The 14,214-nt window shown below is 68.8% G+C and carries 14 protein-coding genes; 4 read left to right on the top strand and 10 right to left on the bottom strand.

Annotated elements, in window-relative coordinates; genetic code table 11:
* The first annotated feature begins 126 nt into the window (after window positions 1-126).
* Both EDF51_RS11825 and EDF51_RS11820 read left to right on the top strand, forming a co-directional pair.
* Complete coding sequence (locus EDF51_RS11825) at window positions 127-1,704, top strand: ABC transporter permease (RefSeq protein WP_133938470.1); 1,578 nt, start codon at window positions 127-129, stop codon at window positions 1,702-1,704.
* A gap of 140 nt (window positions 1,705-1,844) precedes the next feature.
* Entirely contained in the window at window positions 1,845-2,522 is a 678-nt protein-coding gene (locus tag EDF51_RS11820) for an ABC transporter ATP-binding protein (RefSeq protein ID WP_111084468.1), read from the top strand.
* Window positions 2,523-2,582: 60 nt separating this feature from the next.
* Here the strand turns inward: EDF51_RS11820 and EDF51_RS11815 are convergent, their stop codons facing one another.
* The 6 genes from EDF51_RS11815 to EDF51_RS11790 form a co-directional block, all read right to left on the bottom strand.
* The gene (locus EDF51_RS11815; protein ID WP_134194983.1) at window positions 2,583-3,524 is read right to left on the bottom strand and encodes a hypothetical protein; all 942 of its coding nucleotides are present in this window, start codon (window positions 3,522-3,524) and stop codon (window positions 2,583-2,585) included.
* 116 nt (window positions 3,525-3,640) lie between these two features.
* Window positions 3,641-4,480 (bottom strand): carbohydrate ABC transporter permease, encoded by an 840-nt coding sequence (locus tag EDF51_RS11810; protein ID WP_111084253.1) that lies wholly within the window; start codon window positions 4,478-4,480, stop codon window positions 3,641-3,643.
* Window positions 4,473-5,468, bottom strand: coding sequence for a sugar ABC transporter permease (locus EDF51_RS11805; RefSeq protein ID WP_111084254.1), 996 nt, complete (start codon window positions 5,466-5,468; stop codon window positions 4,473-4,475). Before EDF51_RS11805 ends, EDF51_RS11810 begins: the two co-directional genes overlap by 8 nt.
* A gap of 225 nt (window positions 5,469-5,693) precedes the next feature.
* A complete protein-coding gene (locus EDF51_RS11800; protein WP_123938625.1) occupies window positions 5,694-6,995 on the bottom strand; it encodes a sugar ABC transporter substrate-binding protein in 1,302 nt (433 codons plus the stop codon).
* Between the two features lie 104 nt (window positions 6,996-7,099).
* A complete protein-coding gene (locus EDF51_RS11795; protein ID WP_134194981.1) occupies window positions 7,100-8,245 on the bottom strand; it encodes a Gfo/Idh/MocA family oxidoreductase in 1,146 nt (381 codons plus the stop codon).
* Window positions 8,242-8,988 carry a sugar phosphate isomerase/epimerase gene (locus EDF51_RS11790; protein WP_134194979.1) on the bottom strand — a complete coding sequence of 249 codons (747 nt, stop codon included), beginning with the start codon at window positions 8,986-8,988 and terminating at the stop codon, window positions 8,242-8,244. The genes EDF51_RS11795 and EDF51_RS11790 overlap by 4 nt, the downstream gene beginning before the upstream one ends.
* A gap of 144 nt (window positions 8,989-9,132) precedes the next feature.
* Here EDF51_RS11790 and EDF51_RS11785 point away from each other — a divergent pair, with 144 nt between their 5' ends.
* Window positions 9,133-10,344, top strand: coding sequence for an ROK family protein (locus EDF51_RS11785; RefSeq protein WP_208321843.1), 1,212 nt, complete (start codon window positions 9,133-9,135; stop codon window positions 10,342-10,344).
* Window positions 10,345-10,411: 67 nt separating this feature from the next.
* Complete coding sequence (locus tag EDF51_RS11780; RefSeq protein WP_134194977.1) at window positions 10,412-11,095, top strand: YqaJ viral recombinase family protein; 684 nt, start codon at window positions 10,412-10,414, stop codon at window positions 11,093-11,095.
* Window positions 11,096-11,104: 9 nt separating this feature from the next.
* Here EDF51_RS11780 and EDF51_RS11775 read toward each other — a convergent pair whose 3' ends face one another.
* From EDF51_RS11775 to nusG, 4 genes are all read right to left on the bottom strand, one after another.
* Entirely contained in the window at window positions 11,105-11,713 is a 609-nt protein-coding gene (locus tag EDF51_RS11775; protein ID WP_134194975.1) for a Pr6Pr family membrane protein, read from the bottom strand.
* 86 nt (window positions 11,714-11,799) lie between these two features.
* Window positions 11,800-12,489, bottom strand: a complete 690-nt coding sequence (gene rplA / locus EDF51_RS11770; protein ID WP_123292110.1) for a 50S ribosomal protein L1 — start codon at window positions 12,487-12,489, stop codon at window positions 11,800-11,802.
* A gap of 90 nt (window positions 12,490-12,579) precedes the next feature.
* A complete protein-coding gene (gene rplK / locus EDF51_RS11765) occupies window positions 12,580-13,011 on the bottom strand; it encodes a 50S ribosomal protein L11 (protein ID WP_022906459.1) in 432 nt (143 codons plus the stop codon).
* Between the two features lie 144 nt (window positions 13,012-13,155).
* Window positions 13,156-14,169 carry a transcription termination/antitermination protein NusG gene (gene nusG, locus EDF51_RS11760; protein ID WP_123672358.1) on the bottom strand — a complete coding sequence of 338 codons (1,014 nt, stop codon included), beginning with the start codon at window positions 14,167-14,169 and terminating at the stop codon, window positions 13,156-13,158.
* Between the last annotated feature and the right edge of the window lie 45 nt (window positions 14,170-14,214).

The raw sequence follows: 14,214 nt of genomic DNA, 5'->3' as shown, positions 1-14,214 counted from the left end.
CCCCTTAGACAGCTCATAGGCTGCCGATGGGGCGGCCACTGACCGGCTGCCTACGTTCTCCTCCGTCGGCCCCGCCGTGCGCTCTGCGCGGCCGGTGACCCCAGCCGGCCACCACCGAGGAGAACCATGTTCCTGACGTACCTCAGGCGCGAACTCACGAACCGCAAGAAGCAGACCGTCATCATCGCGATCGGCATGGCGTTGGCCATCGCCCTCGTGGTCATCGTGTCCTCGATCGCGGGCGGCGTGAAGGCGGCCCAGTCCAGCGTCCTGCAGTCCGTGTACGGCGTCGGCACCGACATCACCGTCACGAAGACGACGACCCCGAGCGCTTCGGGCTCCGGTCGGCCGAGCTTCGACTTCGGCAGCCAGAGCGGTGACGACAGCGACAGCAGCGGTTCGACCGACCTGTCGCAGTCACGGCTCGCCGTCGCCCGTGGCACGAGCACGCTCAGCGCCGCGAACCTCACGACCGTGACGGGCACCGACGGCGTCAAGGCGGCGACCGGTGTCCTGACCCTCGAGAACAGCACGTTCTCGGGGCAGGTCCAGCAGTCGACCGACGGCAGCAGCACGGACAGCAGCAGCTCCGACAGCAGCAGCACGGACAGCAGCAGCACGGACAGCTCCACCCAGCAGGGCCCGCCGAGCGGCGACTCCGGCCAGGGCGGCGGCGGCTTCGGCGGCGGCTCGTTCAACGTCGACTCGTTCACCGTGACGGGCATCCCGGTCTCCGGCGACGCCGTCGGCCCCCTGACCAGCACCGAGCTCACCAAGGGCCGCACGTTCACCGCGAAGGACGCCGGCAAGGACGTCGTCGTGCTGGACGCGTCCTACGCGAAGAGCGAGTCGAAGGCGGTCGGCGACACGGTCGACATCGGCGGCACCGACTTCGAGGTCATCGGCATCGTCACCTCGACCGGCTCGTCGTCGACGACCGGCTCGAACACCTACATCCCCCTCGACACCGCGCAGGCACTGGCGGACCTCGACGGCAAGGTCACCTCGATCTACGTGTCCGCCGAGTCCTCGTCGGACGTCAGCGCGATCAAGACCGCCCTGCAGCAGAAGCTCACCACCGCCACGGTCTCCACCGAGTCCGACCTGGCGTCGAGCGTCTCCGGTTCGCTGAGCACCGCGTCGAGCCTCGTCTCGAACCTCGGCACCTGGCTGTCGATCGTGGTGCTGGCGGCGGCGTTCCTCATCGCGATCCTCTTCACGATCTCCGGCGTCACGAGGCGCACCCGCGAGTTCGGCACCCTCAAGGCCATCGGCTGGTCGAACGGCCGCATCACCCGGCAGGTCGCCGGCGAGTCCCTCGTGCAGGGCCTCATCGGCGGTGTCCTCGGCGCAGCAGCCGGTCTGATCGGCATCCTCGTGGTGAACATCATCAGCCCTACCATCTCGGCGAGCGCCTCGAGCACGACCGGTGACGGCGGCGCAGGTGGCGGCGGTGGCATGCCCGGTGGCGCGGCGACCGCGGCCGCGGGCAGCGGTACGACAGGCGGTGCCCCGGCTGGCGGCTTCGGCGGCGGTGCGAGCACCGCGTCGACGACCGACGTGGTCCTGCACGCCCCGGTGACCGTCGAGGTGATCCTGCTGGCGATCGGCCTCGCGATCCTCGGTGGCCTCATCGCCGGCGCACTCGGCGGCTGGCGCGCGAGCAAGCTCCGTCCGGCCGAGGCCCTGCGGAGCGTGGCCTGATGCCCGGCCCCGCCACCGGCGCGGTGCCGACCACCGGACCCGCACCGACCCCGAGCACGCGACCAGAAGGAGTGACCGTGACCAGCACCGACACCGACACCGCACCCGGCCAGGCGGAGGCGAGCCGCGCCTCCAGTCCGATGTACCGGCTGACCAACGTCAGCAAGACGTACAAGCAGAAGAACCGCACCGTCACCGCCCTGACGAACGTGGACCTGACGATCCCGCAGGGACAGCTCGTGGCGATCCAGGGGCCGACCGGCGGTGGCAAGTCGACGCTGCTGCAGATGCTCGGGGCGCTCGACCGGCCGACGGCCGGCTCGATCCACCTCGGTGGCGACCGCGACGTGGCGAAGCTCGGCGACCGTGCGCTGACCGACCTGCGGGCGACGGAGATCGGCTTCGTGTTCCAGAGCTTCAACCTCATCCCGACGCTGACGGCGCTCGAGAACGTCGAGACGGCGTTCGCGGGGTCGCTCGCGAACCGGGCACGTTCGGAGATCCGCGAGCGGGCCACGGCGGCGCTCCGCGAGGTCGGGCTCGGCGAGCGGATGGAGCACCTGCCTGCCGAGCTCTCCGGCGGGCAGCAGCAGCGCGTGGCGATCGCCCGTGCCCTGGTGAAGAACCCGAGCGTCCTGCTGGCGGACGAGCCGACCGGCGCGCTCGACGAGGGCACCCGCGACGAGATCATGGGGCTCATCGAGAAGCAGTGGAAGGAACGCGGGCTGACGGTCGTCATCGTCACGCACGACTCGTGGGTGGCGAAGCGGGCCGAGCGTCGCCTGCACCTCAAGCAGGGGCAGGTGCGCGAGGTCTGAGGTGACCCGAGTCTCGCGGTGGGCGACAGTCCTCGTGGCCACGAGCCCGAGGACTGTCGCTCAGACCGAGTCTCGACCCACGGGGTAGTCGCAGTAGGCGAACCAGCGGGAGTCCGGGGACCACGGCGGGACGTTGACCGTGCCCTGGCCGCCGTCGAGCACGACGAGGGTCTCCGGCACCGGCATGATCCGGGCGCCGCGGACGAGCACCCCGGGCAGCCGCCGCAGTTCCACGCGGTGGTCGGCCGGGTGGCCCTGCACCCCCGGCTCGTAGGACAGGTAGAGCAGGTGCTCCCCGTCCGGCGAGACGTGCGGGAACCAGTTCACCCGGTCGTCGTTCGTGATCCGGACCGGGTCGGTCGCCCCCGGCCAGAGCGCGACGAGCTGCGCGGTGCCCGGCGTGAACCGCTCCGAGTTCCACACGAGCATCTCGCCCGCGAACGAGACGCCGTCGTCGGGGTGCTCGTCGCGGGTCAGGAACGTCGGTTCGCCGGTGGCGGGGTCGACGAGTGCGACGTCGGTGGTCCAGACGCCCGCCTCGGTGCGCTCCCCGACGATCGCCGCGAGGGTCTCCCCGTCCGGGGCGATGCCGTGCAGGTAGAACTTCCGGACGACCGGCAGCGCGGTGGTGACGTCGGTGAGGGTCGCGGCCGCTCCCCCGGCCGGCACGGGCACCCGGTACAGGTCCCCGTCGCGGCCGCTCACCACGACCGACTTGCCCGAGGGGTCGAGCACGTGGTCGTTGTTGATCTCGGGGACGCCCGGCATCGGCACCGGGACGAGCGCGGTCTCGTCGAGGACCTGTGCGCCGTCGGCGAGCGGCAGCAGCCACAGGTCACCGTTCCCGTTCAGCAGGATCGTGCCGTCGTCGAGCACGTTCGGCGCCTCGACGAGCACCGTCCTCGACTCGAACACCAGCCGCGATGTCCGCGACTCGAGGTCGTACACGTGCACCCGGCTGGTCTGTCCTGGCAGCAGCTGCCGCCCACGCGCTCCACTCATGCGCCCCATCCTGCCCGGGCGGCACGGACCGGTACGCGAAAGCGACAGATTCCCGGCGATGTTCGCCGGGAATCTGTCGCTTTCGCGGAGCTGGAGCTAGAGCTGAAGTCAGCTGGCTACTTCACCGCACCGGCGGTCAAGCCGGCCACGAACTGGCGCTGCACGATGAGGAACGCGATCACCACGGGGATGGACACGACCAGGGACGCGGCCATGATCTGGTTCCAGTACACGTTCGTCTGCGTGGAGTACTGCTGCAGACCGACCGCCAGGGTCTGCCCGTCGCCGTTGGTCATGACCGAGGCGAAGAGCACCTCGCCCCAGGCCGTCATGAACGAGTAGATGCCGACCGCGACCAGACCCGGGCGGGCCGAGGGCAGGATGACCCGGAACAGGGCACCCATCGGGCCGGAACCGTCGACCATCGCGGCCTCGTCGAGCTCCCGCGGGATGGTCTCGAAGTAGCCGGCGAGCATCCAGATCGAGAACGGGAGCGTGAACGTCAGGTACGTGATGATCAGGCCGGTCCAGCTGCCGACGAGCTGGATGCCGAGCGAGTTCCCGAGGTTCGTGAAGATGAGGAACAGCGGGAGCAGGAACAGCACGCCGGGGAACATCTGGGTGGAGAGCACCGCGGTGGTGAAGGTGCTCTTGCCCTTGAAGTTCCAGCGCGAGACACCGTAGGCGGCGAACGTCGCGATGATCAGCGAGAACACCGTGGCGACCGTGCAGACCACGAGCGAGTTCACGAAGTACTTGCCGAGCGGCACCGTCGACCACATGTCGATGAACGGCTGGATGGTGATGTTGGTCGGGATCCACGTGAAGTCGTTCTGCACGTCACCGAGCGGCTTGATGGCCGTGGTGATCATCACGTAGAGGGGCACGACCGTGAACAGGGTCAGGATGACCAGGGTCACGACCTTGAAGGACTTGGCGCCGAATGTCTCACGCACGGACGGACCTCCGGTTGGTCACGGCGAGGTAGATGCCGGTGACGATGAGCAGGAAGATGAGGAGCAGGACGCTCATCGCGGCACCGGAGCCGAAGTTCCAGGTGATGAAGGACGCGTTGTAGATGTGGAAGCTCAGCAGGTCCGCGGCCGGGGGCTGCGCGGTCGAGCCGAACAGCACGAACGGCGTGTTGAAGTCGTTGAAGGTCCAGAGGAACATCACGAGCACGAGCGTCACGTTGACCGGGCGGACCATCGGCAGCGTGATCGAGCGCCACTGCCGGAACGGCTTCGCACCGTCGACCGAGGCGGCCTCGTACACGTCGTTCGGCACGGACTGCAGGCCGGCCATCAGCATCAGGAAGGCGAAGGGCCAGGTCTTCCAGATCGCCACGACGACGACGGAGACGAAGGCGTTCGAGCCGATCAGCCAGAACGGGCCGGTGCCGTTGAACAGGTGCAACTGGTCGACCAGGACGTGGTTCACCGCACCGGAGTCACGCTGGAACATGAACTTCCAGGTGATGATGCCGGCGTACATCGGCAGCGCGTACGGCACCAGGAACAGGGTGCGGAACAGCCCGCGGCCCCTGAACGGCTTCTGCAGTGCGACCGCGGCGGCCATGCCGAAGGTCCAGGAGAGGCCGACGACGAGCACCGTGAAGCCGCAGGTGATCAGGAAGGAGTGCAGGACGCCCTTGCCGATCGCCTGGTCGAAGTCGACGACGACCGAGTAGTTGTGCAGTCCCGCGAAGGGTGCAGCGCCCCAGTTGGCGATGAAGTACTTGGTGAGCTGGATGAACGAGATCCAGATGCCGGTGAGCATCGGGACGATGTGGATGAGCAGCTCGAACAGGATGGCCGGCGCGACGAGCGCGTAGGGCAGCCAGTTGGTCTTGCGCTTGCGACCTGGCGGACGGCCCGACAGCGTCGAGCCCTTCGTGTGCGTCAGGTCGATGCGCTCCGCATCGGGCAGGACCGTCGTGGACATGGGCGGGGGCCTTTCGGCAGGAGGGGGTTCGGGTGCTTCGCACTCCGGTCCGTGGCAGCGGACGGGAGGCACGGCGTGCGTGAGACGGGACGCTCACTGCCGGCGGATTGCCGGCTCTGGGGCTGTGGGGCCGGTGACGACCTGCCCCGGCGCGTCCGGCTGTGGACGCGAGGGGTGGAGGCCCGGGGGCGTCCTTGCGGAAGCGCCCCGGGCCTCCTGGCTGGATCAGCCGTTCGCCTGGGACACCTGGTCCTGGGCGGTCTGCAGCGCGGTCTTGATGTCGCTGTCGGACACGGAGCCGCCGGTGGCGATCTTGGCGAACATGTCGTTCATCGCCTTGCCGACGGTGGACTCGAACTGGTCCTCGGCGGGGACCAGCGGGAGGGGCTTGGCCTTGTTGTTGTAGATGTCGAGGAACGTCTTCGTCTGCTCGTCGGTGACCGAGTCGGCCGCGGCGGCGAGCACCGGGAGGGCCGAGTACGGCTTGTCGAGCGTGGTCTGCGTGTCCGCGCTCGTCATGTACTTGACGAACTTGAGCGCGCCGTCCTTGTTCTTCGTGTTCTTGAAGATCGACAGGTTGATGCCGGCCGGGAACGACGCGATGTCCGCGCCGTCAGCGGTGGTCGGGAACGGCACGACGCCGAACTCGTCCGTCTTCATGCCCTGCGAGGTGATCGTCGCGTTCGCGTTGTTCTGCGTCAGCATCATCGCGGCCTTGCCGTTCGCGAAGTCCGAGACGGCCTGCGTGCCGTTGTCGTACTGCGCGTTCGAGGTGTTGACGACCTTGTCGGACTGCATGAGGTCGAGGTAGCGCTTGATGCCGTCGACGTTCGCCTTGTCGGTGAAGGTCGGCTTGCCGTCCTTGTCGAACCACTCGCCACCGTTCTGCGCCGAGGTGATGAACGCGAAGTGCGAGTTCTCGGTGTACGAACCACCGGCGATGGTGAAGCCGTACTTGCCGCCGGTCGTGAGCTTCTTGGCGTCCGCCGTGAGGTCTTCCCACGTGGTCGGTGCCTCGAGGCCGGCGTCCTTGAACATGGACTTGTTGTAGTACAGGCCGTACGCGAGGCCGTAGAGCGGGACGCTCGTGACGGTCTTGCCCGGGGCGCCACCGGTGGAGAGCGCGACCTTGCCGAACTTGTCGGCACCGCCGATCGCCTTCATCTCGGAGTCGCCGTACTCCTGGAACGCACCGGTCGCCTGGAGCGAGGTGGCCCAGGTGTTGCCGATGTTGACGACGTCCGGGCCCTGGCCCGAGGTGACGGCGGTCTGGATCTTCGTCTGCAGGTCGTTCCAGCCGATGACCTGGAGGTCGACCTTGATCCCGGTCTCCTTCGTGAACTTCTTGAGGACGGGGGTCAGCACCTCCTTGTCGTTCTGGAGCGACGTGCCCTGGTTGGACGCCCAGTAGGTGAGCGTCTTGGAGTCGCCGGAGGAACCGGACGATCCGGAGGAGCAGGCTGCGAGGCCGGTCACGGTGAGTGCGGCGGCCGCGGTGATGGCCAGTGCGCGGATGGCAGTGCGCATGACTCTCTACTTTCTCGTCGTTGAGATGGTGCAGGGACGGTGCAGGGGTGGTGCGGGATGGATCTTCGGGTGCTGCTGTGGTGTGCGGGGCGGATCCGGGCCGGTCAGGCCAGGGTCTGCTCCGCGGGGTCCCAACCCTCTGGGAGGGTCTGGGAGGGCGACACGGTGCTCTCGACGAGCACCGCCTCGCCACGTTCTGCCGCCTCGGCGATGGAGACCATCACGTCGAGGACGTGGAAGGCGAGGGCACCGGGGACCCGGTTCTCGTCGCCTGCGCGGAGCGAGCGGGCGAGGTCGACCACGCCGGTGCCGCGCGAGTAGGTGGAGCCGACCGCGGGGATCGTCTCGGGCTCCTCGGCACCGAGCGCGTACAGCTCGGTGTCGCCGTCGAAGTTGTTCGGGTCCGGGAACACGACGGTGCCGGTCTCGCCCGCGATCTCGACGACGCCCGTGCGACCGCGGTCCGACTCGAACGAGAAGACGCTCTGCGCGCTCCCGCCGTCCTCGAACTCGATCAGCGCGGAGTGGTTCGTCGGGACGTCGACGGGGAACTCGGTGCCCGCCTTCGGGCCGGAGCCGATCGTGCGCGTGGCGCGGGACTTCGACGCCGTCGCCGTGACCTTCTTCACCGGACCGAACGTCTGCACCAGGGTGGTGATGTAGTACGGGCCGATGTCGAACAGCGGGCCCGCACCGTACGCGAAGAGGAACTCGGGGCTCGGGTGCCAGGACTCCGGGCCGGGGCTCTGGAAGAGCGTCAGGCCGTTGAGCGGCTTGCCGATGCGGCCGTCGCGGATGGTGCGGAGCGCGGTCTGCAGGCCGGCACCGAGGAAGGTGTCGGGTGCGACGCTGACGGTCTTGCCCGCGGCGCGTGCGGCGTCACGGAGTTCGGTCGCGCTCTCGCGGTCGAGGGCGTAGGGCTTCTCGCCCCACACGTGCTTGCCGGCGGCGAGGACCTGCAGGGCGACCTCGACGTGGGCGGCCGGGATCGTGAGGTTGACGACGATCTCGATGTCGTCGTCGGCCAGGAGCTCCTCGACCGTGCCCGACCCGGCGACGCCCCACTTCTCGGCCTGGGCGGCTGCGCGCGGCAGGTCGATGTCGGCGATGAAGCGGACCTCGACGTCGGGGAAGACGGTGAGGTTCGACAGGTACTGGTCGGAGATGACCCCGGCACCGATGACGCCGACGCCGACGCGGCCGGTCCGGGTGCTGTTGTCGAGGGCGGTGGACGCCGTGGTGTCGGTCATGCGCGGGCCCCCTCGAGGAACGTGTAGGAGTCGGCGACCGCCTGGAAGACGTCGCCCTCGTGGCCGTCGAGCTCGACGACGTGGAGTGCGTCGGGTGCGGCGGCGAGGATCTCGCGGATCGGCATGATGCCGTTGCCGACGGCGACCTGCTTGTCGTCGTCGTGCGAGCCGTCGCCGTCCTTGACGTGCAGGAACTCGATCTTGTCGCCGTACTTGCCGATGATCGCCACCGGGTCGTCACCGCCGACCTTGACCCAGTAGGTGTCGAGCTCGAGCACGACGTCGTCGGACAGCGCGTCGGCGAAGACCTCGTAGGCGCTGACGCCGTCGATGCGGTTCGAGAACTCGAACGCGTGGTTGTGGTAGCCGAGCACCAGGCCGTGGTCGGCCGCGCGGGGGGCGAGGGCGCTCAGTTCGCGGGCGATGGCCTCGACGTCCTCGCGGGTGGTCCAGCGGGCCTCGTCGATGTGCGGGTCGATCAGGGTGCCGAGTCCGACGGTGACGCTCGCGTGGAAGATCCGCTCGAGGTCCTGCTCGCCGGCGTCCAGCAGTCGTGCGTGTCCGCTCGGGGCGGCGAGGCCGGCGTCGCGGAGCGCGGCGGCGAGTTCGTCGGCGTTGTCGACGAAGCCGAAGGCCTCGACGTTCGTGTAGCCGATGTCGGCGATGCGCTGGAGCGTGCCGGGCAGGTCGGCCAAGAGGGCGTCGCGGACGGTGTAGAGCTGAACCGAGATCGGTTGGGTCACCAGGGGTTCTCCTCGTCGAGATGGTGCGGTCGTCACTGACCGAGCGTCACACTATGACCACTTCTGTCGGCGGTCAAGCAGAAGTTCGTGGAAGGTCGACGAACTTCGTTGCGTGGCGCGTTCGATGTGTGCTTCACTCCCCCCATGGTCGACTTGACTCGGACGGCAGCGTCGCCTCCGGTCGGGACGAGCGAGCTCTTCCAGATCCTCCGCGACGGCGTGCCGCGGACCCGGGCCGAGCTCGCCGCACTGACAGGACTCGCACGCTCCACCATCGGCGTGCGCCTGGACTCCCTCATCGAGGTCGGTCTCGTCGGCCCCGTCGACACCGCCGTCTCCACCGGAGGACGGCCGCCGGCCCAGGTGGCGCTGAAGCCCCGCGCCCGGCTCGTGATCGCCGCCGACCTCGGCGCCTCGCACGGCCGTGTCGCCGTCACCGACCTGGTCGCCGCCCCGCTCGCCACCCGTGAAGCACGCATCGACATCGCCGCCGGCCCGGTGGAGACCCTGTCGTGGCTGGTCGCCACCATCGACGAGCTGCTCGACGAGGTCGGCCGCGCCCGACAGGACGTCATCGCCATCGGGATCGGCGTGCCCGGTCCGGTGGAGTTCTCGACCGGACGCCCGGCGAACCCGCCGATCATGCCCGGGTGGGACGGCTTCGACGTGCCGTCGTGGCTCCGCCAGCACATCGCGGCGCACGTCCTGCTCGACAACGACGTGAACATCGCGGCCCTCGGCGAACGGGAGCACGGCTGGCCCGACGTCGACCACCTGTTGTTCGTCAAGGTCGCCACCGGCATCGGGTCCGGCATCGTGTCGGACGGCGAGCTGCAACGCGGTGCCCAGGGCACCGCCGGTGACATCGGCCACGTGCGGGTGTCCCGCGCCTGCGACGTCCCCTGCCACTGCGGCAACACCGGGTGCCTCGAGGCGGTCGCGTCCGGTCCGGCGATCGCCCGTGCCCTGCGTGCGAAGGGGCACGACGCCCACACCGGCGCCGACGTGCTGGACCTGGTGAACCGCTCCGACCTCGACGCCATCTACGCCGTCCGACAGGCGGGCCGCGACATCGGCGAGGTGCTCGTCACGTGCGTCTCGCTCATGAACCCGTCGGTGATCGTCCTGGGCGGCTCGATCACGCAGGCTGGTGAGCACCTGCTCGCCGGCGTCCGCGAGGTCGTCTACTCGCGGTCGATGCCGCTCGCCACCGAACACCTCGTCATCGCCCAGTCGCGTGCGGGGTCGCTCGCCGCGCTGCAGGGCGCAGCGGCGCTCGCGATCGGCTACGCGCTCTCCCCCGCCGGGGTCGACGAGCTGGTCGCCTACGCCGAGGGGCGTGAGCTGGTCTCCTGACGTGTGCGCTGCGCCTCGTGAGCGCGTCGGATTCGGTCTTGCCGGTGGTCGGGGGGAGAATCGACGGGTGACGATCGTGCAGCCCACCCTGTGGGGCGACCTGGACCCCGGCCTGGAGGCAGTGTCTGCCTCCGCCACGCCGGCTGCGGTCCCCGGTCGCGACGCGTTCACCGCCCTGCGCGGCCACACCGAGCGGATCGTCGCGCACTCCTCGGACCGCTTCGCCTGGCTCCGAGCCCGCGCCGCGGGCATCACCGCGACCGACGTCGCTCGGCTCGCCTCGCTGCACGCGGTCGAGGCCGTCGTCACCGAGAAGCGCTACGGCTCACGGTTCTCCGGCAACGCGTTCACCGAGCACGGCAAGGACCGCGAGCCCCACATCGCCGCCTGGGTCGCGGCCACGCACGGCATCCAGCCCTCGGCGCACCTGTTCCACGCCGCTGCGAACCGGGCGCACCTCGCCACCCCCGACGGCGTCGGTGTCCAGGGCTCGCGGGTGGTGCTCGCCGAGATCAAGACCACCGCGAAGGGCTGGCGGAGCATCCCCCGGCACTACCTGCGGCAGATCTGGTGGCAGCAGTACGTGCTCGGTGCCGACCGCACCCTGTTCGTCTGGGAGCGCCACGACGGCTTCATCCCCGTCGCCGACGAGCCCGAGTGCCGCTGGGTCGACCGTGACGACGACCAGATCCGCGGACTCGTGCAGCTCGCCGACCTGGTGCTCGACAAGCTGCGCGACTTCCGCTCGTAGCCCGTCAGCTCAGACCTTGACGAGTCTCAGCCGGCTCATCCCCACGACCAGGACGCCGAGCAACCCGATCGAGACGCCCACGCCGACGCAGTAGATCGCCACGACGCCGTACCCCTGCGCCGGGTCGAGGAACGGGTACGGCACCCAGCCGTCGGTCGCGCCCCGGATCAGGATGACGATCGTCCACACCACCGGGTAGATCAGGAACCACCAGACGTGGCGGAGGAGCAGCTTCGACCGGTCGGAGAACAGCAGCCAGTCGAGGACCGCGTACGCGGGGATGACCTTGTGCAGCACGTCGTTCGACCACTGGACGCTCGCCGACACGTCGACGTTGGTCAGCAGGGTGTTGTAGACGATCCCGGTCGTGGCGATGTAGACCGTGCCGGCGCCCCGGAGCAGGCTCACCCGCAGATCCCCACGCTTGCGGCGGGCCGAGGCGACGAGGGTCACCGCCAGGGCCACGGCGATGATGACGTTCGACTGGATCGTGAAGTAGCCGAAGAAGTTCCACGGGTTGTAGACGTCCGTCTTCGAGCTGACGAGCCACTGGGCGACGATCGCGACGACGACGGCGATGACGGCGATCAACCGGAGCGAGTTCACGAGGGTGCGCACGAGACCACGCTACCGGGACGCGCGCCCCTGCACGCGAAAAGGGCCCGCACCGTTGCCGGTGCGGGCCCTTCTGCGAGTCAGTGGACTCAGATGCTGTTGACGTCCAGCGGGATGCCGGGGCCGAAGGTCGTCGAGACGGCGCCCTTCATGACGTAACGGCCCTTCGAGGAGCTCGGCTTGAGGCGGTTGATCTCCTCGAGCGCGGTCGAGATGTTCTCGTCGAGCTGCTCCGGCGTGAACGAGGCCTTGCCGACGACGAAGTGCACGTTGGCGTGCTTGTCGACGCGGAACTCGATCTTGCCGCCCTTGATGTCGTTGACGGCCTGCGCCACGTTCGGGGTCACGGTGCCGGTCTTCGGGTTCGGCATGAGGCCACGCGGGCCGAGCACCTTGCCGAGACGACCGACCTTGCCCATGAGCTCGGGCGTCGCGACGGCGGAGTCGAAGGACGTGTAGCCCTCGGCGACCTTCGCGATGAGCTCGTCGCCACCGACCTCGTCGGCGCCGGCTGCGATCGCGGCCTCGGCCGCTGCACCCGTCGCGAACACGATGACGCGGGCGGTCTTGCCCGTGCCGTGCGGCAGGATGACCGTGCCGCGGACCATCTGGTCCGCCTTGCGCGGGTCGACGCCGAGCTTCAGTGCGACCTCGACCGTGGAGTCGGTCTTCGCAGAGCCGGTCTCCTTGGCCAGGGCGACTGCCTCGGTCGGGGTGTAGAACTTGTCGGCCTCGATCTTCGCGGCCGCGGCTTCGTAGGCCTTGGACTTCTTCGCCATGGTGGTCTCCTTGCGAGATACGTGGTTGACGAGCCGGCGCGGCTCTCCCACGGAAAGGTGTCTGGGTGTGGGCCGGAGCCCGATCGGTGCTTAGGCCTCGACCGTGATGCCCATCGAGCGTGCGGTGCCGGCGATGATCTTCGCGGCCTGCTCGATGTCGTTGGCGTTCAGGTCGGCCTGCTTGGTCTCGGCGATCTGACGGACCTGGTCCATCGAGATCTTCGCGACCTTGACCGTGTGCGGGGTCGCGGACCCCTTCTGCACACCAGCAGCCTTCTTGATGAGCTCAGCGGCCGGCGGGGTCTTGAGGACGAACGTGAACGAACGGTCCTCGTAGACGGTGATCTCGACCGGCACGACGTTGCCACGCTGCGACTCGGTCGCCGCGTTGTACGCCTTGCAGAACTCCATGATGTTGACGCCGTGCTGACCGAGTGCCGGACCGATCGGCGGGGCCGGGTTGGCGGCTCCCGCGTTGATCTGCAGCTTGATCAGGCCCGTGACCTTCTTCTTCGGTGCCATGACTTGTCTTCCTCCTGGAATCGAACGCACGGGGATCCGTGCACTCTCCCGCTGGTCCGGCCGTTCCGGACCGCGGTGAAGGCCCACACGCACGAGGCGTGCGGGCCCAAACTCGATGAGTCTACCCGAATGGGGAGACCTGGACTAGAGCTTCGTGACCTGGTCGAAGCTGAGTTCGACCGGGGTCTCGCGCTCGAACAGCGAGACGAGGACGGTGAGCTTGCCGCTCTCCGGCTTGATCTCGGAGATCGAACCCGGCAGGCCCGCGAACGAGCCTTCCTTGATGGTGATCGTCTCGCCGACCTCGAAGTCGACCTCGGCAGCGGGCTGCGCCTGCAGGGAACCGCCGGACTTCGAGCCACCCTTGGTCGGGGCGGCCTCGGCGACCTGCACGAGGGACTTGAGCATGCCGAACGCCTCGTCGAAACGGAGCGGCGTCGGGTTGTGGGCGTTGCCGACGAAGCCGGTGACACCGGGGGTGTGCCGGACGACGGACCACGAGTCCTCGTTGAGGTCCATGCGGACGAGCACGTACGAGGGGATCCGGACGCGGGTGACCAGCTTGCGCTGCCCGTTCTTGATCTCGACGACGTCCTCCATCGGGACCTCGACCTGGTAGATCGACTCCTCCATCGACATCGACACCATGCGGTTCTCGATGTTCGACTTCACGCGGCGCTCGAAGCCCGCGTAGGAGTGGATGACGTACCACTTGCCCGGCTTCATCCGCAGCTCGACCTTGAAGGCCTCGTACGGGTCGACCTCGGCCTCTTCGGCGTCGTCGTCTTCGGCGTCGATCGCTTCGTCGGCGGCGAGGGTCTCGTTCGCCTCTTCGGCGGTCTCGGACTCGAGTTCGATCTCTTCCTCGTCCTCGACGGCCTCCACCGCGGCCTCGGCCTCGTCGGTGGAGTCGATCTCGAGGGCGTCCTCGACGACGGCGTCGGCCTCGGGGTCCTTGGACTCCTGCAGTGCCGTCAGCTCCTCGTCGATGCCGAGGGACTCGTCGTCCTCGGACTCGACGGAGATCGCGCGCTCCTCGGCGGACTCGGCGGAGCGCTCCTCGCCGGTCTCGACGTCGCCTTCCTGGTTCTCCTCGACCTCGGAGGACTGCTCGGCAGCCGTCGCGAGGTCGATGTCGTCGCGGGAGTAGTCAGACACAGTCGATTCTTTCCGTTCGGTGGTGCGGGTCGGGATGGCGGACGG

Origin of the sequence: Curtobacterium sp. PhB25 (assembly GCF_004365375.1) — a bacterium.
In the GTDB taxonomy this organism is placed as follows: domain Bacteria; phylum Actinomycetota; class Actinomycetes; order Actinomycetales; family Microbacteriaceae; genus Curtobacterium.
Note: the sequence above shows the minus strand (reverse complement) of the source record. Positions and strands in the feature narration are given on the sequence as shown.